Below are 20,628 nucleotides of genomic sequence, written 5' to 3'. Positions count from 1 at the left end.
AACTACAGCGGGTTTTTCGGGTTGTACCTTGCGGCGATCCTGTCTCATTCCAGACACACGGTTACAGCAGCGCCTGGCGCGATGCCGCTCGGCCGATCTCGATCTGGCCGAGCGCCGGTATGGCGGCCGCACGGTGCAGGTGCGTGGCGCTGTCACGCGGGCCCTTCACGCATCGCTGGGCGGTCGGCGATCCTTGCAGGCCCACCATGCCCCATTCTATCGCTGAGCCGGCTTGGCATTTCTCTCTGTCCTCGTTGCAAGGCGAGGGGGCGCGAAGTTAGCCGGGTATGAAATTCACGAAACAGCAACAAATCCGTTGTCCGATTGTCATCAGCGACACATATTGCCTTTGCGGGAGTGCCCCTTTCGCCAATGACAAACGGGAGATGAAACATGAAGTTGTTCGGCTTTGCGGCCGGTGTTGCCGCCACCTTGACCCTGCTTTCCACCACCTCCGCCTTCGCCGCCACCAAGATCAGTTGGTGGCATGCCATGACCGGCGCGAATGCCGAGGTGGTCGACAAGATCGCCAAGGATTTCAATGCCAGCCAGAGCGACTATGAAATTCTCCCTGTTTTCAAGGGCACCTATCCCGAAACGCTGAATGCCGGCATCGCTGCCTATCGTGCGGGGCAAGCGCCCGACATCATCCAGGTGTTCGACGTGGGTACCGGCGTCATGATGGCAGCCGAAGGTGCGATCAAACCGGTGGCCGATGTGCTGACCAGCGCCGGCGTGACCTTCGACAAGAGCCAGTATTTGCCCGGCATCGTCGGTTACTATTCGAAGCCGGACGGGACCATGCTGTCCTTCCCCTATAATTCCTCGTCGCCCATCCTCTACTACAACAAGGATATTTTCCAGAAGGCCGGGCTTGATGTGAACAACCCGCCAAAGACCTGGAACGAGGTGTGGGAAGCCGCCAAGAAGATCAAGGCGAGCGGCGCCGCTTCCTGCGGCTATACCTCGACGTGGTTGACCTGGATCCACCTTGAGGCCTTCGCGGCCTGGAACGACGTTTCCTATGGCACCAACCAGAACGGACTTGCCGGAACCGACGTCGAGCTCAAGATCAATGCGCCGATCTTCGTCAATCATTTCCAGGCGCTCGCCGACCTGGCCAAGGACGGCACCTTCAAATATGGCGGCCGTACATCCGAAGCCAAGCAGATCTTTCTTGCCGGAGAATGCGGCATCTTCACCGAATCGTCGGGGGGTCTCGGTGACATCGTCAAGTCGGGCATGAACTACGGCATCGGCCAGCTTCCCTATGATAGTGACGCCAAGGGCGCGCCCCAGAACACCACGCCGGGCGGCGCCAGCCTGTGGGTGTTCGGCAACAAATCGGACGAGGAATACAAGGGCGTCGCGGCGTTCTTCTCCTACCTGTCCAAGACCGAAGTGCAGGAGTATCTGCATCAGAAGTCGGGTTATCTGCCGGTGACGCTCGCTGCCTATGAGGCGACCAAGAAGTCCGGCTTCTATGACAAGAACCCGGGCCGTGAGACGCCGATCCTGCAGATGCTGGGCAAGGCGCCGACCGAGAACTCGAAGGGCGTGCGCCTCGTCAACCTGCCGCAGGTGCGCGACATCGAGAATGAGGAGTTCGAGAAGATGCTGGCCGGCCAGCAGACTGCGCAGCAGGCGCTCGACAACGCGGTCGCACGCGGCAACAAGGCGATTCAGGAAGCGATCGGAAACTGAAGAGATTGTCAGTTGAACCTCGTCCACGCGGACCCGCGTGGACGATTTCCTGAACAGCGAGGGAATCACCCTGTCTCCACGCGTCGTCTTTCCCAACAAGACCCTGCCTTACCTGCTGGTGGCGCCGCAACTCGCCATTACGCTGATCTTTTTCTACTGGCCGACCGGGCAGGCGCTCTACCAGTCGATGCTTAGGGAAGACCCGTTCGGGCTGAAGAGCAAGTTCGTCGGGCTCGCCAATTTTCGCAAGGTGCTGGCCGACCCGGCCTACCTCAACTCGATCAAAGTCACGCTGGTGTTCTCTCTGGCGACCGCGATGGTCGCCATGGGTGTGGCCCTGTTGCTTGCCGTCATGGCCGAGAAGGTGGTGCGCGGCAAAGGCCTTTATCGCACGCTGCTGATCTGGCCGTATGCGGTGGCGCCGGCGATTGCCGGCATGTTGTGGCTGTTTCTGTTCAACCCCTCGATCGGTTCGCTGGCCTACGCCTTGAGAGGTCTCGGCATCGCCTGGGATCCCTTGCTCAACGGAAACCAAGCCATGATCCTGCTGGTATCTGCGGCTGCCTGGAAGCAGATCAGCTACAATTTCCTGTTCTTCGTCGCCGGGCTGCAGGCGGTGCCGAAGACGTTGATAGAGGCGGCGGCCATGGACGGCGCCGGGGAGACGAAGCGCTTCTGGACCATCGTCTTCCCGCTGCTCGCACCGACGACCTTCTTCCTGCTGGTCGTCAACACTGTCTATGCGCTGTTCGACACTTTCGGTATCGTTCATGCCGTCACCGGCGGCGGGCCAGGCAAGGCCACCGAGACGCTGGTCTACAAGGTCTACAATGACGGTTTCGTCAATTTGATCCTCGGCGATTCGGCCGCGCAGTCGGTCATCCTGATGGTCATCGTCATCTCACTCACGGCCATCCAGTTCCGCTATGTGGAACGCAAAGTCCACTACGGTTGAGCGCGAGCGATGATTGGTCAGTCCCCGCTTCGCGCCCTCATCGCCCACGCCGTGCTCATCCTGGGCATCCTGATCGTCGCTTTCCCGATCTACTACACCTTCGTTGCCTCCACGCAGACGCTGCAGACCATCCTCAAGCCGCCATTGCCTCTTTTGCCCGGCGACCAGGTCTGGAACAATTACAGCGAGGCGCTGTTCGGCGGTGTCGGCCGCATCGGCGGCGTCAGTGTCGGCCGATTGCTGCTCAACACCACGATCATGGCGCTCGGCATCGCGGTGGGGAAGATTTTCATCTCGATCCTTTCGGCCTATGCGATCGTGTTCTTCCGTTTTCCGCTTCGGATGGTCTTCTTCTGGCTGATCTTCATCACGCTGATGCTTCCCGTCGAGGTGCGCATCCTGCCGACCTACAAGGTGATGGTCGATCTCGGCATGATCGACACCTATGCCGGCCTGATCATTCCGCTGATCGCCTCGGCCACCGCCACGCTTCTGTTTCGCCAGTTCTTCATGACCATCCCAGGTGAGTTGGTGGAAGCGGCGCGTGTCGACGGCGCCGGACCATGGCGATTCTTTTTCGACATCCTGCTGCCGCTGTCGCGCACCAACATCGCGGCGCTGTTCGTCATCCTCTTCATTTATGGCTGGACGCAGTACCTGTGGCCGCTGCTCGTCACCAACAGCAATGACATGAACACCATCGTCATCGCACTTAGAAAGATGGTCTCCTTCGCCGATGCCGATACCCAATGGCATCTGGTCATGGTCACCGCGATGCTGGCCATACTGCCGCCGATCCTGATCGTGGTGCTGATGCAACGCTGGTTCGTGCGCGGACTGGTCGATACCGAAAAGTGAGAAGCTGATGGCGACCATCGATCTGAAGGATGTGAAGAAAGTCTATCCCGGCGGCGTCGAGGCGGTGAGGGGGGTCTCGATCGCCATTCCCGACAAGGAGCTTTGCGTGCTGGTTGGGCCGTCCGGCTGCGGCAAGTCCACGCTGTTGCGGATGATTGCAGGGCTTGAGACCATTTCTTCCGGCACCGTCGCCATCGACGGCAAGATCGTCAACACGATCGGTCCGACCGAGCGCGACATCGCCATGGTGTTCCAGAACTATGCGCTCTACCCGCATATGAAGGTCTACGACAACATGGCCTACGGGTTGCGCAACCGGGGTACTCCCAAGGACGAGATCGACAGCAGGGTTCGCTCGACCGCCAAGGTGCTGGAGCTCACGGCGCTGCTCGACCGGCGCCCGCGCGAGCTTTCCGGCGGCCAGCGCCAGCGCGTGGCCATGGGTCGCGCAATCGTGCGCAATCCGAAAGTCTTCCTGTTCGACGAGCCGCTTTCCAACCTCGACGCCAAACTGCGCGGCCAGATGCGGGTCGAAATCAAGAATTTGCAGCGCTCGCTCGGTGTCACCTCGGTCTACGTCACCCACGACCAGCTTGAGGCGATGACGCTGGCCGATATTCTCGTCGTCATGAATGGCGGGTTGGTCGAGCAGACGGGCGCGCCGCTCGACATCTACGAGAAGCCGGCATCGACCTTCGTCGCCTCCTTCATCGGAGCGCCGCCGATGAACCTTCTGCCTCTTTCGCAAGGACCGGCTGGTCCGGCGCTGACCGACGGCAAGACGGTTGACTTCGCGCCTACGAACGCCGCCACGCTTGGCTTCCGCCCTGAGGATGCCGACGTCACCTTCAGTGCCGAGGCATCATCCGGCGCGCTTATTCTGCCTGCGGCGGTCGAGGCGGTCGAACCTGTGGGAGCCGAAAGCTTTCTTCACTGTGCCGCCGGCGGCAACCGCATCGTCGTGCGTGTGGCCGGCCGCGCCACGGCCAAACCCGGCGATCAACTGCGCGTCGTGGCCAGGGCCGAGAAGCTGCATTGGTTCGACAATGCTGGGAAACGAGTCGATTGACGCAGCCGCTCGCGCCAATCCGACGCGTCGGCAGTTCAGGCGAAGACATGCGCCTTGCCGGAAACTGTCAGACGCACGATCTCGCCGACGGCAGGTGCGTCGATTCCCGGCTTGCGTAAGGTCAGCGGTGTGCTGCCGATCGCCGCGGCGTCCGGCGGATCGGGGTTGTTCAACAGCCGCACGGCAATGGTGCACATCGAGCCTGCGAATTCCGAGTCCGTCACCTCGGCGAATATCGTGCCCGCAGGACCCGACATGCCTTCGCGCGACGTGCGCTTTACCTGCACCTGCTCCGGTCGCAGCATGATGCGGGCGATGTCGCGCCGCTCCTTCGAGTCGACGGCCATGCGACCAAGCGAGGAGGTGGCGAAGCCGCCTGAAATCTTTGCCGGCAAGATGATGGCGTCGCCAAGAAACTCGGCAACCATGCGGTCTTTCGGCTGCAGATAGAGTTCTCGCGGTGTGCCGATCTGAGAGAACTTTCCGTCGCGCATGACCGCCACCTGGCTGGCGAAGGACAGCGCCTCGGCCTGGTCGTGGGTGACCAGGATGGTGGTGATGCCGGCGGCTTCGAGCAGTTCGGCGACCGCCTTGCGCATCGAGGCGCGCAGACCGGTGTCGAGCGCCGAGAACGGTTCGTCGAGAAGCATCAGCCTGGGCTTCATCGCCATGGCGCGGGCCAGCGCCACGCGCTGCTGCTGGCCGCCGGAGAGCTGGTGCGGGCGGCGCTTGAGGATCGCCTTGTCCAGCCCGACGGTATAGGCGAGCTCGGCGATGCGCTCGGCGCGCTGGTCCTCGCCGCGGGCCATGCCAAAGCCGATATTGTCGCCGATGCTGAGATGCGGGAACAGGGCGCCATCCTGCGCCACCAGGCCGATGCCGCGGCGGTGCGCCGGCACCGCATGGCCGCCATTGGCCAGCACCTCGCCGTCGAGCACGACGCGGCCCTGGTCGGGCGCCTCGAAGCCGGCGATCAGCCGCAGCAACGTCGTCTTGCCGCAGCCGGACGGGCCGACGATCGCGGTGCGACTGCCGCTTGCGGCGCTGAGCTCGATGCCGGCAAGGGCTGCGACCGGGCCGTAGTGCTTGGTGAGGCCACTGATTTCGAGAAAGCTCATCGCCCGGCCATCCGTTTCGACTGGACATAGAGCAGCCAGGTCAGCGGCAGCGACATCGCCACCATGATGAAGGCGTAAGGGGCGGCGGAGGCATAGTCGATCTCGCCGCTATAGGACCAGAACGCCATGGCCAGCGTGCGCGTGCCGTTGGGCGCCAGCATCTGGGTGGCGGTCAGCTCGTTCATGATGCCGAGCGCGACCAGCGCCATGCCGGCCGCAGCCCCCGGCGCCGACAGGCGAATCGTTGTCGACCAAAGCGCCTTCAGCGGCGGCCGGCCAAGGCTGGCGGCGGCGCGTTCGAGCTCGACCGGCGCCTGTGCGATCGAGGCTCTGAGGCTGATCAAGGCGCGCGGCAGGAACATCAGGGCATAGGCGACCAGGATTGTGAACAGCGTCTGGTAGAGCGGCATGGCGATGCGCACGGTAATGGTGACCAAGGCCAGCGCGATGACCACGCCGGGCAGCGAACCGACAATGTAGTTGCAGCCTTCGAGCAGCCGCTGCAGCGGTCCCGGCGCGCGGATCGAGATCCAGGCCATCGGCATGGCGGCGATGGTCGCAAGCAAGGCGCCAGCCAGCGCCAGGAACAGCGTCTGGCCAAGCGCCAGGCCGATCTCGTCCAAACGCCAGACATCGGCGCCGCCGGCGACCAGCCAGCGGCCGATGGTGACGAAGGGCACGCCGATGGCGAGAAGCGTGGCGATGGCAGGCAGAGCCAGGCAGGGCAGGGTGGCGCGACCGAGCCTGGTGCGCTGCTGGCGGCGCGCGGCACCCGAGCCTACGCGGGCATAGCGTTCCTCGCCGCGCACCAGCACCTCCAGCGCGAGCAGCACGAAGCAGCAAGTCACCAGGACGCCGGCCAGCATGTTGGCGGCGGGACCGTTGAAGGTCGACTGGAACTGGTCGACGATCGCCGTGGTGAAAGTGTCGAAGCGGATGAAGACGTAGAGGCCGTATTCGGCCAGCAGATGCAGGCCGACCAGCAGCGCGCCGCCGCAAATGGCCAGTCTCAGCTGCGGCAGCACGACACGCCAAAACACCCGCCATGGTCCAAGGCCGAGTGCTGCGGCTGCGTCCTCCAAAGCAGGATCGAGCCGGCGCAGAGCCGCCGCCAGCGGCAGATAGAGGAACGGGAAATAGGCGAGAACCGAGACCAGCACGCCGGCCCACAGGCCGTGCAAGGTCGGCACCATGGTGATCCAGGCGTAGGAATGCACGAAGGCGGGGATGGCGAGCGGCGCCACCGACAGCCAAGCCCACAGGCCGGCGCCGGGCAGGTCGCTGCGCTCGGTCAGCCATGCCAGCGTCACCGACAGCACGGTGGCGATCGGCACGGTGAGCGCCACCAGAAGCACGGTGTTGACCAGAAGTTCGCCGACGCGCGGCCGGAAGACCAGGGCCGAAGCAGTGTCCCAGCCGATCTGCACACCGATCCAGATGATGAACGCCAGCGGCAGCAGCGACAGCAGCGAGACAATTATGGCGGCAAGCGCGATCCAGGACATGGGCTTCCGGCGGGACCGCCCGACTGTCTGGCCTGAACGTTCGAGATCGACCGCAGTTTGCATCAGCTCGACCGCGCCACTGCCGCCGGGGCGGGGGCGCCGCAGGCGCGGCCGGAAACGCAATGTGTTGTCATGGACATGCCATCTCGAAAACAGAGCGCTCCTGCGGAAAGTCCGGCAGGAGCGCAATCGTTGCCCTTTTAGGACGAACCCAGCCTAAAGCAAGCCGGCTGCCGTCATCAGGTCCGTCACCTTTTTGGAGTTCAGTGTCGCCGGATCGACCTTCGGCGCCTGCAGGTCGGCCAGCGGCACCAGCCTGGGATTGGACTGCGCGTCCTTGCCGATAGCGTATTCGAAGGACGTGCCGGTCTTCAGCACGTCCTGGCCGCCTTTCCCGGTCACCCATTTGAGGAACGCCTGGGCTTCCTTCGGGTGTTTGCTCGAGGCGAGCACGCCGCCGCCGGAGATCGAGACGAAAGCGCCGGGATCCTGGTTCTTGAAATAATGCAGTTCGACGTTCTTGCTGTTTTCGCCGGTCTTTGCCTGATCGCCGAAATAGTAATAGTGGTAGATGATTCCGCCTTCGATCTCGCCGGCATTGACCGCCTTCATCACCGTGCCGTTGCCCTTGTAGGCGGTGAAATTCTCCTTCATGGCCTTCAGCCAGTCGGCGGTTGCGGCTTCGCCCTTGAGCTCGAGCAGCGCGCTGACGATGGCCTGAAAATCGGCGCCGGAAGGCGAGGCTGCCCAGCGGCCTTTCCAGGCGGGATCGGCGAGATCGAGCATCGATTTGGGCAGCTTTTCGGCCGTGAGCTTGGTCTTGTTGTAGGCAAAGACGGTGCTGCGCGCCGCGACACCCACCCATTTGCCGCTGCTCGGCTGGAATTCGGCCGGGACTTGCGCCAGCGTGTCGGCGTCGACCGGCGCGAAAAGGCCCGCCGCTTCGACCAGAGTCATGGCCGGCGAGTTCTCGGTCAGGAACACGTCGGCCGGCGAAGAAGCGCCCTCGGCGACGATCTGGTTGGAGAAATCGCTGTCGCCGCCATTGCGCAGCGTGACCTTGATGCCGGTTTCCTTGGTGAAACCTTCGACCCATTCCTTGGCCAGGCTCTCATGCTGGGCGTTGTAGACGATGATGCCGGCATCCGCGGCCATCGCCGGCCCGGCGATCATGCTCACGGCCAGCGCTGTGGCCCCCGCTAGGGTGGAGAGCGTGTATCTCATGGCGTCATCCTCAATCTCGGTGGTTCTGGTTTCGCAGGTTGCACCTATCGATACCTGACAGCAGTAGTCAACATTGCTCGGCTGCTTCAATCGGTCGCCGCTCCCGCAAACTTTCGTGATTTTGCGGCACTTTGGCTTGGACATCATTTCGCCGGACACGTAACAAATCGGTGCCGAGGCGCGAAGATCGGGGAGTGAACTCTTGTGAGCGGCAAGGATGAGGCCGAGCTTTCCCGGCTGATGCGGGCCGCGATCGCGGGAGATGAAAGGGCCTACGCCGACTTTTTGCACCGGATCGCCGCGCTGGTTCGCGGCTTTGCGAGGCGCAAGATCGTACAGGGCGGGGTCGATCCCGAGGATGTCGTGCAGGAAACCTTGCTGGCCATTCATGTGAAACGGCATACCTGGCGCCAGGACGCGCCGGTGTTGCCATGGATCTATGCGATAGCCCGCTTCAAGCTGGTCGATGCTTTCCGGCGGCGCGGACGGCGCATCGAAATCGAGATCGACGAGATCGCCGAGACCTTTGCCGAGCCGGAAACCGAGACCGTCAGCGAACGCGACATCAACCGGGCGCTGGACGGACTGCCGGCTGCGCAGCGTTCCGTCGTTTCTTCGATCTCGGTCGACGGCCGCTCCATCGGCGAGACGGCGGCCAGGCTCGGCGTCAGCGAGACGGCGGTGCGGGTGTCGCTGCATCGCGGGCTTGCCGCGATCGCCAAGCGATTTGGGCAGGGGCGCTTCGGGCGGCAGTGACATGAGGACGGAGGATCTCATCAAGGCACTCGACGCCGACACAAGCAGCAAGGCGATGCCGCTGCGCTCGGCCTGGTTGATGGCGGCGGCAGCCGCGGCGGTGATCGCGGCTCTGGTCTTCTTTCTCACCATCGGCCCGCGTCCCGACATCATGACCGCCATGCACACGATGCGGTTCCTGGCGAAGTTCGTGTTCACCATCGTGCTCGCCGTCACCGCCTTTGGCCTGGTCCGGGCGTTGTCGACGCCGGGCGCTTCGACGGCGAGAGCTGCGGCCTGGATACTGGCGGCGCCGCTGCTGGTGGCCGTGGCGGTGGCTCTCGAACTGTTCATGGTGCCGGAGCCGATGTGGAGCACGCGCATGGTCGGCTCCAACATGATGATCTGCATGGGGTTCATCCCGCTGATCGGCATCGGCCCGCTTGCCGTCTTCCTGTGGATGCTGCGCTATGGCGCGCCGACGCGGCCGGTGTTGGCCGGGGCGGTCGCGGGACTGCTCGCCGGCGGCCTGGCGGCGACCTTCTACGCCGCGCACTGCTTCGACGATTCGCCGCTTTTCGTCGCCACCTGGTACACGCTCGCCATCGCCGTCCTCGCCGGTCTGGGCGCGCTCGGGGGACGGTTCTTCGTGCGCTGGTGACCGGGCCGTTCAAGATCGCCCAATAATCACCGATCCTTAATCATGCCGGCAATTGTTTGCGGGTTCACCGTGTTGCCGGTGGCTCCGGCGCAACCTTTCCTTAAAATCGATCATCCAGTGTTTTTTGCAGAAATGTGTTGCGCATGGGGTGGCATGCACAGTGATGCGGCGAGAGCGAAAAAGCCTGCGGGCTGACAGTCACGTGGCTTTGGTGCTTGCGGCCGGAGGGCTTTGCGCTGCCGTGGTCGCGCTCCTGCTGTCGCGGCTCGATGTCAGCGCCGAAGTGCTGAAGCTATGCCTGCAGATATCGGTGCCGGTCGCCGCCGTGGCGCTGATTCTCGCCGCCCTGTTCATTTACCGGATACTGGACGATCGCCGGCAGATCGCCGAAAGCGAGCAGCGTTTCCGCCGCGCCATGGAGGATTCGGCGATCGGCATCGCCATTGTCGGCCTCGACGGCCGCATCCACGAAACCAACCCGGCCTTCGCCGCCATGCTCGGCTACAGCAAGCAGGAGATCGAGGCGCTGACCTTCTTTCAGATCACCCATCCCGACGATGTGCAGATCGGCCGTGAGACGATGGACGGCATGCGAGCGGGCACCGTCAACGCCTTCCACTTCGAAAAGCGCTACCTCAGGAAGGACGGCACGCCGGTATGGGCCCATCTTGCCGGTTCCGTCATTCGCGACGAGAAGAGCGGCAGCCCGCTCTACCTGGTCTCGCAGATCGAGGATATCGATGCGCGCAAGCAATCCGAGGCGCGCATAGCCGAGGCCGAAACGCGCTGGAATTTTGCCCTGGCCAGCGCCGGACAAGGCGTCTGGGACCTCGACATGCGCAAGGGTGGCACCACCTACTCCGCCACCTGGGTGAAGATGCTGGGCTATGCCGATGGCGAGCTGGACGGCGACCCCGACCGCTGGCTGGCGATGATCCACCCCGGCGATCGCGAAAACGTGGCCGAAGCCGATCGTGCCCATCTGGAGGGCAGGACACCGTTCTTCGAAGCCGAGTTCCGGATGCGCCACAAGGATGGCCACTGGGTCTGGATCCTTGATCGCGGCAAGACGCTCGAACGCGACAAGGACGGAAGGTTGGTCAGGGCCATCGGCAGCCTGACCGACATCACCCAGCGCAAGCAAACCGAGGAAAGCCTCATCGTATCGGCGGCAATGCTGGCCGACGAGAAGGAGCGGCTGAGGGTGACGCTGCAGTCGATCGGCGACGCCGTCATCTGCACCGATGCCGCAAACCGCATCACCTTCATGAACCCTGTCGCCGAAAAGCTCACCGGCGTTGTTGGCGCAGAGGCGCTCGGCAAGACGCTTGGCCATGTCTACTGGGCGGTGGACGAAGAAACCGGGCAAAGGATCGGCATGACGCGGCCGGCGCTCGGCAGCGCCAGCCCTGCCGACCAGAACAGTCGCGCCGTCCTCATCCGTCGCGACGACACGCGCTGCAGCATCCGCCAGGTGGTGTCGCCGATCATGAACGACCGCCAGGAGTTCTGCGGCCTGGTCATCGTCTTCCAAGACTTCACAGATGCGCGCGCCTTGCAGCGCCAACTCGCCTATGCCGCGGCGCATGATGCGCTGACTGGCCTTGCCAACCGTTCGAGCTTTATCCGCACCATGGAGGAACTGGTCGACCGGAGCCGCAAGGCCGGCACAGCCAGGCCGGCGGGCGAACATCATTTCATGTTCATCGATCTAGACCATTTCAAGCTGGTCAACGACACTGGCGGGCACGCCGCCGGCGACGCCTTGCTGAAGCGGGTTGCCGAGGCCATTCGCGGTGCGCTTGGGCCGGAGGATATCGTGGCCCGCCTCGGCGGCGACGAATTCGCGGTCATCCTGAAAGCCGGGCCGAGCGCCGGCGCCAGGATTGCCGCACGCTCGGTCATCGACGCCATCCGCGGCCTGCAGTTCAGCTGGGACGGCCGGCCGCATGCGATCGATGCCAGCATCGGGCTGGCGCCAATCCACAGCAACAGCGGTGAAGTCGACGAGATCATCGCCCGGGCCGATGCTGCCTGCTATGCGGCCAAGGCCGCCGGCCGCGGCTGTGTTTCCGTGGCGCCTGACGATACCGGGTCAAGAGGCCAAGCAGAGCCGCCGCTTGCAGCGGCGTCCTGAGGGAGCACGGAACTTTCGTTCTGGTGGTTAGCGCGTCGGAACCGGATGCTCGCCGCGATAGTCGTAGAAGCCGCGCCCGGTCTTGCGGCCGAGCCAGCCGGCCTCGACATATTTCACCAGCAGCGGGCAGGGGCGATATTTCGAATCCGACAGGCCGTCATGCAGCACCTGCATGATCGACAGGCAGGTGTCGAGGCCGATGAAATCGGCGAGCTGCAGCGGTCCCATCGGATGGTTGGCGCCGAGCCGCATGGCGGTGTCGATGGCATCGACCGAGCCGACCCCCTCATAGAGCGTGTAGATCGCCTCGTTGATCATCGGCAACAGAATGCGGTTGACGATGAAGGCCGGAAAATCTTCAGAGACGGTGATCGTCTTGTCGAGCTGTTTCACATAGGCCTTGGCCGCCTCGAAGGTCTGATCCTCGGTAGCGATGCCGCGCACCAGTTCGACCAGCTTCATTAGCGGCACGGGGTTCATGAAATGTATGCCGATAAAACGCTCGGGACGGTCGGTCTGCGCCGCAAGCCGGGTGATCGAAATCGACGAGGTGTTGGTCGCCAGAATGGCTTCCGGGTTGAGCTGGGGACAGAGCTGCGCGTAAATCTTGCGCTTGACCGTCTCGTCCTCGGTCGCCGCCTCGATCACCAGATCGGCACCGGCGAGATCAGCCATGGTGGGGGCTGCGGAAATGCGCGCCATCGCTTCGTTACGCAGCTTTTCCTCAAGCTTGCCGGAGCCGACCTGGCGGGCCATGTTGCCGCTGACCGTGGCAATACCCTTCTCGATACGGTCGGGCGAGACGTCGTAGATCAGCACCTTGAAACCCGAAAGTGCTGATACATGCGCGATGCCGCCGCCCATCTGGCCGGCGCCGATGATGCCGATCGTCTCGATCTTGGCCATTTGCAGCGATCCCGTCGAAAAGGCCTTTGCGGCCTGCTTTTTGTGCAGTGCAAACTAAAAGGGTGGGGCAGCTTCGTCTACCCCACCCTTTCACAATTTAATACGCTTTGGCAGAAAGCGTCAAAGCGCCTTTTGCAGTTCCGGCAGGATGACGAACAGGTCGCCGACCAGGCCATAATCGGCAACCTGGAAGATCGGCGCCTCTTCGTCCTTGTTGATGGCGACGATGACCTTCGAATCCTTCATGCCGGCAAGGTGCTGGATGGCGCCGGAAATGCCGACGGCAATATAGAGGTCAGGCGCCACGACCTTGCCGGTCTGGCCGACCTGCCAGTCATTCGGGGCGTAGCCGGCGTCGACGGCAGCGCGCGAGGCGCCGACGGCTGCACCGAGCTTGTCGGCGACCGGCAGGATGACTTCCTGGAACTTTTCCGAGGAACCGAGCGCGCGGCCGCCCGAAATGATGATCTTGGCCGAGGTCAGCTCCGGACGGTCGGTTTCCGAGAGTTTGTTCTCGACGAAAGTGGAGAGGCCGGGATTGGCCGCGGCCTTGACCGTCTCGACAGCTGCCGAGCCGCCCTCCGGGGCAGCCTGGAAGGAGGCGGTGCGCACAGTGATGACCTTCTTGGCGTCGCTCGACTGCACCGTCTGGATGGCGTTGCCGGCATAGATCGGCCGTTTGAACGTGTCTGGTGAAACCACTTCGATGATCTCGGAGACTTGCGCGACATCGAGCAGGGCCGCCACGCGCGGCGCGACATTCTTGCCCGACGAGGTCGCCGGCGCGATTATGGTGTCGTAGGCGCCGGCCAGCGAGACAACGAGTGCGGCGAGCGGTTCGGCGAGGCGCTCGGCCAGTTCGACGGCCTCGGCCAGCAGCACCTTGCTCACGCCCTCGAGCTTGGCAGCGGCGTCGGCCGCGCCCTTGGCGCCTTTGCCGGCGACCAGCACATGCACGTCCGAACCGATCTGCAGCGCCGCCGAGAGCGCCTTCGCGGTCTGGTCGGAAAGGCTGGCGTTGTCGTGTTCTGCGATGAGGAGAATGGTCATTTTATCTGTTCCTTCCAGTCTCAGAGCACGCCGGCTTCGTTCTTGAGCTTGTCGACCAGTTCGGCGACACTGTTGACCTTCACGCCCGCCTTGCGGCCGCTGGGCTCCTCGGTCTTGAGCACCTTCAGGCGCGGCTTGACGTCGGCGCCGTAATCGGCCGGGCTCTTTTCGTCGAGCGGCTTCTTCTTGGCCTTCATGATGTTGGGCAGCGAGGCATAGCGCGGCTGGTTGAGGCGAAGATCGGCGGTGATGATCGCCGGCATCTTCAGTTCCACCGTCTGCAGGCCGCCGTCGACTTCGCGCGTCACCTTGGCCTTGTCGCCGTCGATCACGACCTTGGAGGCGAAAGTGCCCTGTGCCCAGCCGAGCAGGGCGGCCAGCATCTGGCCGGTCTGGTTCGAGTCATCATCGATCGCCTGCTTGCCGAGGATCACGAGACCGGGCTGTTCGGCGTCAACGACGCCCTTCAGCACCTTGGCGACGCCGAGCGGCTCGGTCTGCTCGTCGGTCTTGACCAGGATGGCGCGGTCGGCGCCCATGGCGAGCGCGGTGCGGAGCGTTTCCTGCGCCTGCTGCGGGCCGACCGAAACGACGATGATCTCTTCGGCCTTGCCGGCTTCCTTCAGCCGGAGCGCCTCTTCCACCGCGATCTCGTCGAACGGGTTCATCGCCATCTTGACGTTGGCGAGTTCCACCGCCGAACCATCGGCCTTGACGCGAACCTTGACGTTCGCATCCACAACCCGCTTCACGGGCACAAGGATCTTCATTGTCTGTCACCTCTCCTGAGATATCCGGGCGCGCTATAGCAGCGTGCGCCTCCGCAGAGTTGTCGAAAGCCGACATTCCTGACTGAATTCCGGCCAAACGGAATCCTGGCCGGACGAATTCTGGTCTTCTGCCGCCTAGCGGTGGCGCTCTCCGTAGTTGTGGCGACGCAACACGTCAATATGCCACGGCAGCGGCCAAACCACCCAAATCGGTTCACTTGTGACCGGAAGCGCCACCCCGGCCCCAACGCGTCTCAGGTTGCACGGGAGCGGGACCGGCTGGCGCCGGCCCAGTAGAAGCGGCTGGCTGATCGGCGGGTTGCGGCTCGCCGTCGCCACCGGCGAGCAGCGGCACGCCGCGGCTGCGCATAATGAGCACCAGCACGCCACCGGCAATGATGCCGCCAATATGGCAGGCCCAGGATATCTGGTTTTCGCCGCCGGCGGCAAACATCACCACCTGGAAGCCGATCCACAGGATCAGCGGGATGAAGGCCGGGATACGCAGCGGAATCCGGGCAAAGACCAGCACCCACACTTTCACCCGGGGGTAGAGGACCAGATAGGCGGCGACGACGCCGGCAATGGCGCCGGAGGCGCCGATCAGCGGCACCTCCGAACTCCAGGCGACGAGCCCTTGGAAGAAGGCGCCGGCGATGGCGCAAAGCAGGTAGAAGATAAGGTAGCGGATGTGGCCGAGTGCGTCCTCGACATTATCGCCGAACACCCACAGGAACAGCATGTTGCCGCCGAGATGAATGATATCGGCATGCAGGAAGGCATAGGTGAGGTAACTCAGGCTCTCCGGAATGACGACGAATTGGGGCGAGAGTTCTGCCGTGTCGTGGACAACCGAAGGGATGAAGCCGAGGCCGAGCACGGCGGCGTTGTTGAAATTTTCGCCGCCGATCGTGGTGATGAGAAAGACCAACGCGTTGGCCGCGATCAGGCCGATCGTCACATATTGCAGCCGGATGTGGCGCAACCTGTTGGAGTCGTAAAGCGGGATGAACATGCCCCAAGCCCTTTCCCGCCTTCGAGAAAATTCAGCGGTTCTTGCCGGGCACCCATAACACGTCGGCATTTCCGTTGTCATTGACCGCACGAGCGGCGACGAACAGAAAGTCGGAGACGCGGTTTATGTATTTCAGCCCCTCGCGATTGACATGTTCGGCCGGGTCCTGCGCCAGCGCCACCATGATCCGCTCGGCCCGTCGCGCCACGGTGCGGGCAAGATGAAGTGCTGCCGCCGCCGGCGTGCCGCCATTGAGCACGAAGGATTTGAGCGGCTGCAGATCCTTGTTGAGAAGGTCGATATCCTTTTCGACGCGGTCGGTCTGCGAGGCGATGATGCGCAGCGGCTCGTAGCCGAGCGGCTTGCCGTCGTCGGGCACGGCGAGATCGGCGCCGAGGTCGAACAGATCGTTCTGGATGCGGGACAGCATGGCGTCGATGGCGGGATAACTTGCCGCTGTGTGCAGGCGGGCGATGCCGATGCAGGCATTGGCTTCATCGACGGTGCCGTACGCATCGACGCGCAGGTCGGATTTCAGCCTGCGTTCACTGGTGCCGAGGCCAGTGGTGCCGTCATCGCCGGTGCGGGTGTAGATCTTGTTGAGCTTGACCACGTCGCCTCCCGAACGGCCGTCACTTGCGGGTGAAGTACACCACCAGCAGGATCAGTGCCAACGCCAGCGCCTGCAACAGCACGCGCGCCTGCATCAGCTTGTTCGAGCTCACACCGGAGCCGCCGCGCATCATGTTGATGAGGCCGCGGACAAGCACGATCACCACGGCGACCATGACGAGGACGAGGAGGACTTTGATGACGGTTGCCATGATCTGTTCCCAGTTCTGTTGCGGTCAGGCGCGTCTGGCCAGAACGCGGTAGAGCATCGATGCCGGCAGGATGCGCTTGAGCATCACGCCGATCCTGGCCGGCACTGTTACCACATAGTGCGGGCGCGGGCGCCGCGACAGAAGTGCATGGCGCAAGGCCGCATAGACCACCTCCGGCCCCTTTTTCAGCCGCGATGAGCTGCCGCCGGCCCGAAGCCGCGCCAGCTGCGAGGCATAGGCGAGGTGGTGGACGGAATTCTTGTGGTCGATGTTCTTCAGGAACCAGAACAGCCCGTTGCTGGCGATTTTCGAGGTCACTGGCCCCGGTTCGATCAGCGAGACATGGATGCCGCTGCCCCTGAGTTCCTGCTGCATGCACAGCATCAGGCCTTCGAGCGCGTGCTTGGAGGCTGAGTAGGCGCCGCGAAAAGGCACCGGCGCGAGCCCAAGGATGGAGGAACAATGAACGAGGCGGCCATGTCCCTGGCGACGCATTACCGGTACGATGCGTCGGGTGAGGTCGTGCCAGCCGAAGAAATTGGCCTCGAACTGCTCGCGCAATGCCGCAACCGGCAGGTCTTCCACGGCGCCGGGCTGTGCATGGGCGCCGTTGTTGAACAGGGCGTCGAGGCGTCCGCCTGTCCGCTCCAGCACCGATGCCGCAAGTGCTGCGATGGAATCCGGCTCACGGTAGTCGAGATAAAAGGCCTCGATGCCGTCGGCTTCAAGTGCGGCTATGTCATCCGGCTTGCGCGCCGTTGCAAACACGCGCCAGCCATCCGCCTTCAGTGCACGGGCGCAGTGGGCGCCTATCCCGGACGAGGCGCCGGTGACGATGATGGTGCGCAACTCTTTGGCAGGCGGCATCGTGGTTTGAGCAAGGGTTGCCATTTGCCACAATCCCTTCCCATATTCGCGGCGTCGAGACAATCGAAGGGAACGCGGCTCTTGATGCGGAATATCGTCGTGCTGCGCCGCGTGCTCTATGACGCGCTTGGCCATTTCAACACCGATGACGGCTGGGCCATGGCCAGCCATCTGGCGATCACTTCGCTCATGGCGCTGTTCCCATTCCTGATCTTCGCCACCACGCTGGCGAGCTTCCTCGGCGCGCAGGCGTTCGCCGATACTGCCGTGCACCTGGTCTTCGACACCTGGCCCGAACAGATCGCCAAGCCTATCGCGCGCGAGGTGCTCAACGTGCTGACCGTGCGGCGCACCGATCTTTTGACCTACGGCGTGCTTCTGGCGGCCTATTTCGCCTCCAACGGCATCGAGGCGCTGCGCACCTCGCTCAACCGCGCCTACCGCGTCGCCGAAACGCGCGGCATCATCTACCGCCGGGTGCAGAGCATTTTCTTCGTGCTGATCGCGACGGCCGGTTTCCTGGCGATCAGCGTGCTCCTGGTCTTTGCGCCTTTGCTGGCGCGGCTGGCGGAAGCTCATTTCGAGTGGATCAAACCCTATACGGGCACGATCACGCTATGGCGTTACGTCATCGCCTCAACCGTCATCATTGGTGGCTTGTTTGCCGTCCACTATTGGCTGCCGGCGGGCAAGCGCCGCTTTGTCTCGCTGGTGCCTGGCATCATCTTCACTCTGGCTGCGTGGCTTGTCGGCTCGACGATGTTCGCGACCTACCTCGACCATTTCTCGTCCTATGTGACGACCTATGCCGGCCTCGCCTCGATCATGATCGCCGTCGTTTTCCTCTATATGCTGTCGGCGATCTTCATCCTCGGCGGCGAACTCAATGCGGCGATCAGCCGCTTTCTCGAAGCGCGCGCGCGTGTCGGCAGCTAGGTTTTGGCTGGCCGAGCCGTGGCCAGCCCGACGCCGAGCGTCGCGATTGCCATGCCGACGATCTGCACGAGGCTGAGCCGTTCGCCGAACAGCGCCCAGGCGATGACAGCGGTGACGGCCGGCACCAGGTAGAACAGCGACGCGACCTTCGACATCTCGCCGTCGCGGATCATCACCATCAGCAAGAAGATGGCGCCGATCGACAGCACCAGGACCAGCCAGGCCATGGCGAAGATCAGTTCGCCGTTGATGATCACCGTGTGGGTCTCAAGGGCCAGCGAAGCCAGGATCATCAGCGAGCCGCCGCCGATATATTGCCACATCGTCGCCGCCACCAGGTCGCCACCCGAGGCATAGCGCTTCTGCCAGATGGTCCCGGCGCTCATGCCCAGCACCGAGACCAGCGACGCCGTCAGGGTTTCGGGCGTAACGCCGCCGCCGAGAGCGCCGAGCTTCGGCCACAGCACGATGATCACTCCCACAAGGCCGACGGCAAGGCCGGCCCAATGGCGCGGCAGGATGTCCTCGCCGAGGAACCGGCCGGCAAGCACGGCGGTGATCAGCGGTTGCAGGCCGACGATCAGCGCCGAAAGCCCGGCGGGCATGCCCCTGTGGATCGCCCAGAACACGGCGCCGAGATAGATGCCATGCATGAGGATGCCGGCGACCGTGGCGTGAAGCGCTTCTGCCCTTGTGGCTCGCTTCGAGCCAAGCACGAGCATCAGCCCGGCAAGCAGCAAGGCGGCGATGACAAAGCGGGCTGCCAGAAAGGTGAAGGGCTCCGCCCAGGGCATGGCGTAGCGCGCGCCGATGAAACCTGTCGCCCATAGGACGACAAACGAGGCGGGGATGAACCGCTTGAGACTGTGCATTTTCGGGGAAGCCGTTTCCGGTGGAGAGGTCCGATTCGGTGAAGAGACAAATACGGCAATTGCTCTAATGCGGTTCAATCCGGCAAGCAAAGCGAAACAATTGGTACATAAGCTCATCCTGATGTAGGAGGTGGCCGAATTCAAAGGGCGGCGTCAGGGCAATCGACTTCTGTCGATGGATCCGGCGACATGGCGTTTTGGCTTCGACAGGGAGCGCGCATGCTGTTGCATCTCGACACAAGCTGGCTTTTGATGACGGTGGCCAGTGTGGCCGTGTTTGGCTTCTTCTTCGGTTCAGCGCTCGACGCCATCATGCAGGAGGACGGTTTTGGGTCGACCGGCAACACATTGCTGTTCACGCTCGGCTTTTTCGTCGCGGTCATGGCCGCGAACGAACATGGCATCGTCCTGAGAGATCTGAAGCTCGCGGTTGCCTGGGGACTGGGCGGCGCCTTCGCGTTTATCGGCGCGTTGGCGCTGCTCAAGGCGGGGCTGGCCCGGCTTTAGTCATAGCCCGACCAGCCGCCTGACATCGTCCGGCGACATGCCTGCCTGCCTCAGCGCGGCAAGGCCGGTATCAGCAAAACTCTTCGACAGTTTGCGCCCATCCGGTCCGAGTATGAGACGGTGGTGGAAATACTGCGGCTGGCCGAGGCCGAGCAATTCCTGCAGCAGGCGCTGGATGCCAGTCGCGGAATAGAGGTCGCGGCCACGCACGACATGGCTCACACCTTGCAGGGCGTCGTCGACGACGACGGCCAGGTGATAGCTGGTCGGTATGTCGCGGCGCGCCAGAATGACGTCGCCCCAGTCCTGCGGACGCGCCTCGACGCGCTGCGTCGCCGAAAGCGTCTCGTTGGTGAATTCGCGCCAGGACAAATCCGTGCCGACGCGCGCCAGCGCCGCCTTAACGTCGAGGCGCCAGGCGAAGGGCGCATTTTCGGCGATGCGGCGGTTGCGTTCGCTGATCGGCAGCGCCTTGTCGGCGCCGGGATAAAGCGGCACGCCGTCCGGGTCGCGCGGCCAGTCGCGGCCGCGCTTTTCGCTGTTGGCGATGAAGGCCCTGATCTCGCCACGGCTCATGAAGGCAGGGTAGACGAGTTCTTCGCGGACCAGCCGGTCGAGCACGGCCTGATAGTCGGTGAAATGCTCGGCCTGGTGCCGCACCGGCTGTTCCCATTCGAGACCTAACCATTCGAGGTCGCGAAAGATGCCGGCCTCGAATTCAGGCGTGCAGCGGATCGTGTCGATGTCCTCGATGCGCAGCAGCAGGCGGCCGCCGGCCGCACGCGCCAGTTGCTGGTTGAGCAGTGCCGAATAGGCATGGCCGAGATGCATTTCGCCATTCGGGCTCGGCGCGAAGCGGAATGTCAGGAGCATCATCTCACAAGCGGCAATCGGGTTGTGCAGCGGTTTTGCCAA

Annotated in this window: 21 protein-coding genes; 9 read left to right on the top strand and 12 right to left on the bottom strand. The window is 63.4% G+C overall.

Features of this window, described 5'->3' with window-relative positions; translation table 11 throughout:
- Positions 1-393: 393 nt before the first annotated feature.
- The 4 genes from ugpB (at position 394) to NKJ88_RS08885 (ending at position 4,586) form a co-directional block, all read left to right on the top strand.
- Positions 394-1,704, top strand: coding sequence for a sn-glycerol-3-phosphate ABC transporter substrate-binding protein UgpB (gene ugpB, locus NKJ88_RS08900; RefSeq protein ID WP_023748492.1), 1,311 nt, complete (start codon positions 394-396; stop codon positions 1,702-1,704).
- 70 nt (positions 1,705-1,774) lie between these two features.
- Positions 1,775-2,659 carry a sn-glycerol-3-phosphate ABC transporter permease UgpA gene (gene ugpA, locus NKJ88_RS08895; RefSeq protein WP_023685330.1) on the top strand — a complete coding sequence of 295 codons (885 nt, stop codon included), beginning with the start codon at positions 1,775-1,777 and terminating at the stop codon, positions 2,657-2,659.
- Between the two features lie 9 nt (positions 2,660-2,668).
- Complete coding sequence (gene ugpE, locus NKJ88_RS08890) at positions 2,669-3,517, top strand: sn-glycerol-3-phosphate ABC transporter permease UgpE (RefSeq protein ID WP_023694018.1); 849 nt, start codon at positions 2,669-2,671, stop codon at positions 3,515-3,517.
- Positions 3,518-3,524: 7 nt separating this feature from the next.
- Positions 3,525-4,586, top strand: a complete 1,062-nt coding sequence (locus tag NKJ88_RS08885) for a sn-glycerol-3-phosphate import ATP-binding protein UgpC (protein WP_023673333.1) — start codon at positions 3,525-3,527, stop codon at positions 4,584-4,586.
- A gap of 35 nt (positions 4,587-4,621) precedes the next feature.
- Here the strand turns inward: NKJ88_RS08885 and NKJ88_RS08880 are convergent, their stop codons facing one another.
- The 3 genes from NKJ88_RS08880 to NKJ88_RS08870 all read right to left on the bottom strand — a co-directional run bounded on the left by NKJ88_RS08880 (position 4,622) and on the right by NKJ88_RS08870 (position 8,433).
- On the bottom strand, positions 4,622-5,704 hold the full coding sequence (locus tag NKJ88_RS08880) for an ABC transporter ATP-binding protein (protein WP_352443946.1): 1,083 nt from the start codon (positions 5,702-5,704) through the stop codon (positions 4,622-4,624).
- Positions 5,701-7,272, bottom strand: a complete 1,572-nt coding sequence (locus tag NKJ88_RS08875) for an ABC transporter permease (protein ID WP_352443945.1) — start codon at positions 7,270-7,272, stop codon at positions 5,701-5,703. The genes NKJ88_RS08880 and NKJ88_RS08875 overlap by 4 nt, the downstream gene beginning before the upstream one ends.
- A gap of 153 nt (positions 7,273-7,425) precedes the next feature.
- Entirely contained in the window at positions 7,426-8,433 is a 1,008-nt protein-coding gene (locus tag NKJ88_RS08870) for an iron ABC transporter substrate-binding protein (RefSeq protein ID WP_352443944.1), read from the bottom strand.
- 204 nt (positions 8,434-8,637) lie between these two features.
- Between NKJ88_RS08870 and NKJ88_RS08865 the strand changes: the two genes are divergently transcribed.
- From NKJ88_RS08865 to NKJ88_RS08855, 3 genes are all read left to right on the top strand, one after another.
- Entirely contained in the window at positions 8,638-9,189 is a 552-nt protein-coding gene (locus NKJ88_RS08865) for a sigma-70 family RNA polymerase sigma factor (RefSeq protein ID WP_023824692.1), read from the top strand.
- A gap of 1 nt (position 9,190) precedes the next feature.
- Complete coding sequence (locus tag NKJ88_RS08860) at positions 9,191-9,829, top strand: NrsF family protein (RefSeq protein ID WP_023824691.1); 639 nt, start codon at positions 9,191-9,193, stop codon at positions 9,827-9,829.
- 202 nt (positions 9,830-10,031) lie between these two features.
- Positions 10,032-11,966: a PAS domain S-box protein gene (locus NKJ88_RS08855; protein WP_050590548.1), complete on the top strand. Its 1,935-nt coding sequence runs from the start codon at positions 10,032-10,034 to the stop codon at positions 11,964-11,966.
- A gap of 27 nt (positions 11,967-11,993) precedes the next feature.
- On the opposite strand, the gene NKJ88_RS08850 is transcribed toward NKJ88_RS08855, so the two are convergent.
- From NKJ88_RS08850 to NKJ88_RS08820, 7 genes are all read right to left on the bottom strand, one after another.
- Positions 11,994-12,872, bottom strand: coding sequence for a 3-hydroxybutyryl-CoA dehydrogenase (locus tag NKJ88_RS08850; RefSeq protein WP_023671668.1), 879 nt, complete (start codon positions 12,870-12,872; stop codon positions 11,994-11,996).
- 120 nt (positions 12,873-12,992) lie between these two features.
- Positions 12,993-13,922, bottom strand: coding sequence for an electron transfer flavoprotein subunit alpha/FixB family protein (locus NKJ88_RS08845; RefSeq protein ID WP_023824689.1), 930 nt, complete (start codon positions 13,920-13,922; stop codon positions 12,993-12,995).
- Positions 13,923-13,942: 20 nt separating this feature from the next.
- Positions 13,943-14,692, bottom strand: coding sequence for an electron transfer flavoprotein subunit beta/FixA family protein (locus NKJ88_RS08840; protein ID WP_023685322.1), 750 nt, complete (start codon positions 14,690-14,692; stop codon positions 13,943-13,945).
- Positions 14,693-14,906: 214 nt separating this feature from the next.
- The gene (locus NKJ88_RS08835) at positions 14,907-15,707 is read right to left on the bottom strand and encodes a rhomboid family intramembrane serine protease (RefSeq protein WP_352443943.1); all 801 of its coding nucleotides are present in this window, start codon (positions 15,705-15,707) and stop codon (positions 14,907-14,909) included.
- Positions 15,708-15,738: 31 nt separating this feature from the next.
- Positions 15,739-16,320 (bottom strand): cob(I)yrinic acid a,c-diamide adenosyltransferase, encoded by a 582-nt coding sequence (locus tag NKJ88_RS08830; protein ID WP_023698700.1) that lies wholly within the window; start codon positions 16,318-16,320, stop codon positions 15,739-15,741.
- 19 nt (positions 16,321-16,339) lie between these two features.
- Complete coding sequence (locus tag NKJ88_RS08825; protein WP_023671673.1) at positions 16,340-16,531, bottom strand: twin transmembrane helix small protein; 192 nt, start codon at positions 16,529-16,531, stop codon at positions 16,340-16,342.
- A gap of 24 nt (positions 16,532-16,555) precedes the next feature.
- The gene (locus NKJ88_RS08820) at positions 16,556-17,422 is read right to left on the bottom strand and encodes an SDR family oxidoreductase (protein WP_084026156.1); all 867 of its coding nucleotides are present in this window, start codon (positions 17,420-17,422) and stop codon (positions 16,556-16,558) included.
- Positions 17,423-17,482: 60 nt separating this feature from the next.
- Between NKJ88_RS08820 and NKJ88_RS08815 the strand changes: the two genes are divergently transcribed.
- Positions 17,483-18,334 carry a YihY/virulence factor BrkB family protein gene (locus NKJ88_RS08815; protein ID WP_023671675.1) on the top strand — a complete coding sequence of 284 codons (852 nt, stop codon included), beginning with the start codon at positions 17,483-17,485 and terminating at the stop codon, positions 18,332-18,334.
- Here NKJ88_RS08815 and NKJ88_RS08810 read toward each other — a convergent pair.
- Positions 18,331-19,206 (bottom strand): DMT family transporter, encoded by an 876-nt coding sequence (locus NKJ88_RS08810; protein ID WP_031202754.1) that lies wholly within the window; start codon positions 19,204-19,206, stop codon positions 18,331-18,333. The two genes, NKJ88_RS08815 and NKJ88_RS08810, sit on opposite strands and share 4 nt — an antisense overlap.
- A 219-nt stretch (positions 19,207-19,425) precedes the next feature.
- Between NKJ88_RS08810 and NKJ88_RS08805 the strand changes: the two genes are divergently transcribed.
- Positions 19,426-19,713: a hypothetical protein gene (locus tag NKJ88_RS08805; RefSeq protein ID WP_023701414.1), complete on the top strand. Its 288-nt coding sequence runs from the start codon at positions 19,426-19,428 to the stop codon at positions 19,711-19,713.
- On the opposite strand, the gene gluQRS is transcribed toward NKJ88_RS08805, so the two are convergent.
- Positions 19,714-20,589 (bottom strand): tRNA glutamyl-Q(34) synthetase GluQRS, encoded by an 876-nt coding sequence (gene gluQRS / locus NKJ88_RS08800; RefSeq protein WP_352443942.1) that lies wholly within the window; start codon positions 20,587-20,589, stop codon positions 19,714-19,716.
- Positions 20,590-20,628 lie beyond the last annotated feature (39 nt).

This window comes from Mesorhizobium sp. M0016, from assembly GCF_040324035.1.
Classification (GTDB): domain Bacteria; phylum Pseudomonadota; class Alphaproteobacteria; order Rhizobiales; family Rhizobiaceae; genus Mesorhizobium.
This window is presented reverse-complemented; position numbering and strand designations above follow the sequence as displayed.

What these genes read in the sequence shown, in the direction of transcription:
- ugpB (WP_023748492.1), top strand. Translation starts at nt 394, where the DNA reads ATGAAGTTGTTCGGCTTTGCGGCCGGTGTTGCCGCCACCTTGACCCTG.
- ugpE (WP_023694018.1), top strand. Translation starts at nt 2,669, where the DNA reads ATGATTGGTCAGTCCCCGCTTCGCGCCCTCATCGCCCACGCCGTGCTC.
- NKJ88_RS08885 (WP_023673333.1), top strand. Translation starts at nt 3,525, where the DNA reads ATGGCGACCATCGATCTGAAGGATGTGAAGAAAGTCTATCCCGGCGGC.
- NKJ88_RS08880 (WP_352443946.1), bottom strand. Translation starts at nt 5,704, where the DNA reads ATGAGCTTTCTCGAAATCAGTGGCCTCACCAAGCACTACGGCCCGGTC.
- NKJ88_RS08875 (WP_352443945.1), bottom strand. Translation starts at nt 7,272, where the DNA reads ATGCAAACTGCGGTCGATCTCGAACGTTCAGGCCAGACAGTCGGGCGG.
- NKJ88_RS08870 (WP_352443944.1), bottom strand. Translation starts at nt 8,433, where the DNA reads ATGAGATACACGCTCTCCACCCTAGCGGGGGCCACAGCGCTGGCCGTG.
- NKJ88_RS08860 (WP_023824691.1), top strand. Translation starts at nt 9,191, where the DNA reads ATGAGGACGGAGGATCTCATCAAGGCACTCGACGCCGACACAAGCAGC.
- NKJ88_RS08850 (WP_023671668.1), bottom strand. Translation starts at nt 12,872, where the DNA reads ATGGCCAAGATCGAGACGATCGGCATCATCGGCGCCGGCCAGATGGGC.
- NKJ88_RS08845 (WP_023824689.1), bottom strand. Translation starts at nt 13,922, where the DNA reads ATGACCATTCTCCTCATCGCAGAACACGACAACGCCAGCCTTTCCGAC.
- NKJ88_RS08840 (WP_023685322.1), bottom strand. Translation starts at nt 14,692, where the DNA reads ATGAAGATCCTTGTGCCCGTGAAGCGGGTTGTGGATGCGAACGTCAAG.
- NKJ88_RS08835 (WP_352443943.1), bottom strand. Translation starts at nt 15,707, where the DNA reads ATGTTCATCCCGCTTTACGACTCCAACAGGTTGCGCCACATCCGGCTG.
- NKJ88_RS08825 (WP_023671673.1), bottom strand. Translation starts at nt 16,531, where the DNA reads ATGGCAACCGTCATCAAAGTCCTCCTCGTCCTCGTCATGGTCGCCGTG.
- NKJ88_RS08820 (WP_084026156.1), bottom strand. Translation starts at nt 17,422, where the DNA reads ATGGCAACCCTTGCTCAAACCACGATGCCGCCTGCCAAAGAGTTGCGC.
- NKJ88_RS08815 (WP_023671675.1), top strand. Translation starts at nt 17,483, where the DNA reads ATGCGGAATATCGTCGTGCTGCGCCGCGTGCTCTATGACGCGCTTGGC.
- NKJ88_RS08810 (WP_031202754.1), bottom strand. Translation starts at nt 19,206, where the DNA reads ATGCACAGTCTCAAGCGGTTCATCCCCGCCTCGTTTGTCGTCCTATGG.
- NKJ88_RS08805 (WP_023701414.1), top strand. Translation starts at nt 19,426, where the DNA reads ATGCTGTTGCATCTCGACACAAGCTGGCTTTTGATGACGGTGGCCAGT.
- gluQRS (WP_352443942.1), bottom strand. Translation starts at nt 20,589, where the DNA reads ATGATGCTCCTGACATTCCGCTTCGCGCCGAGCCCGAATGGCGAAATG.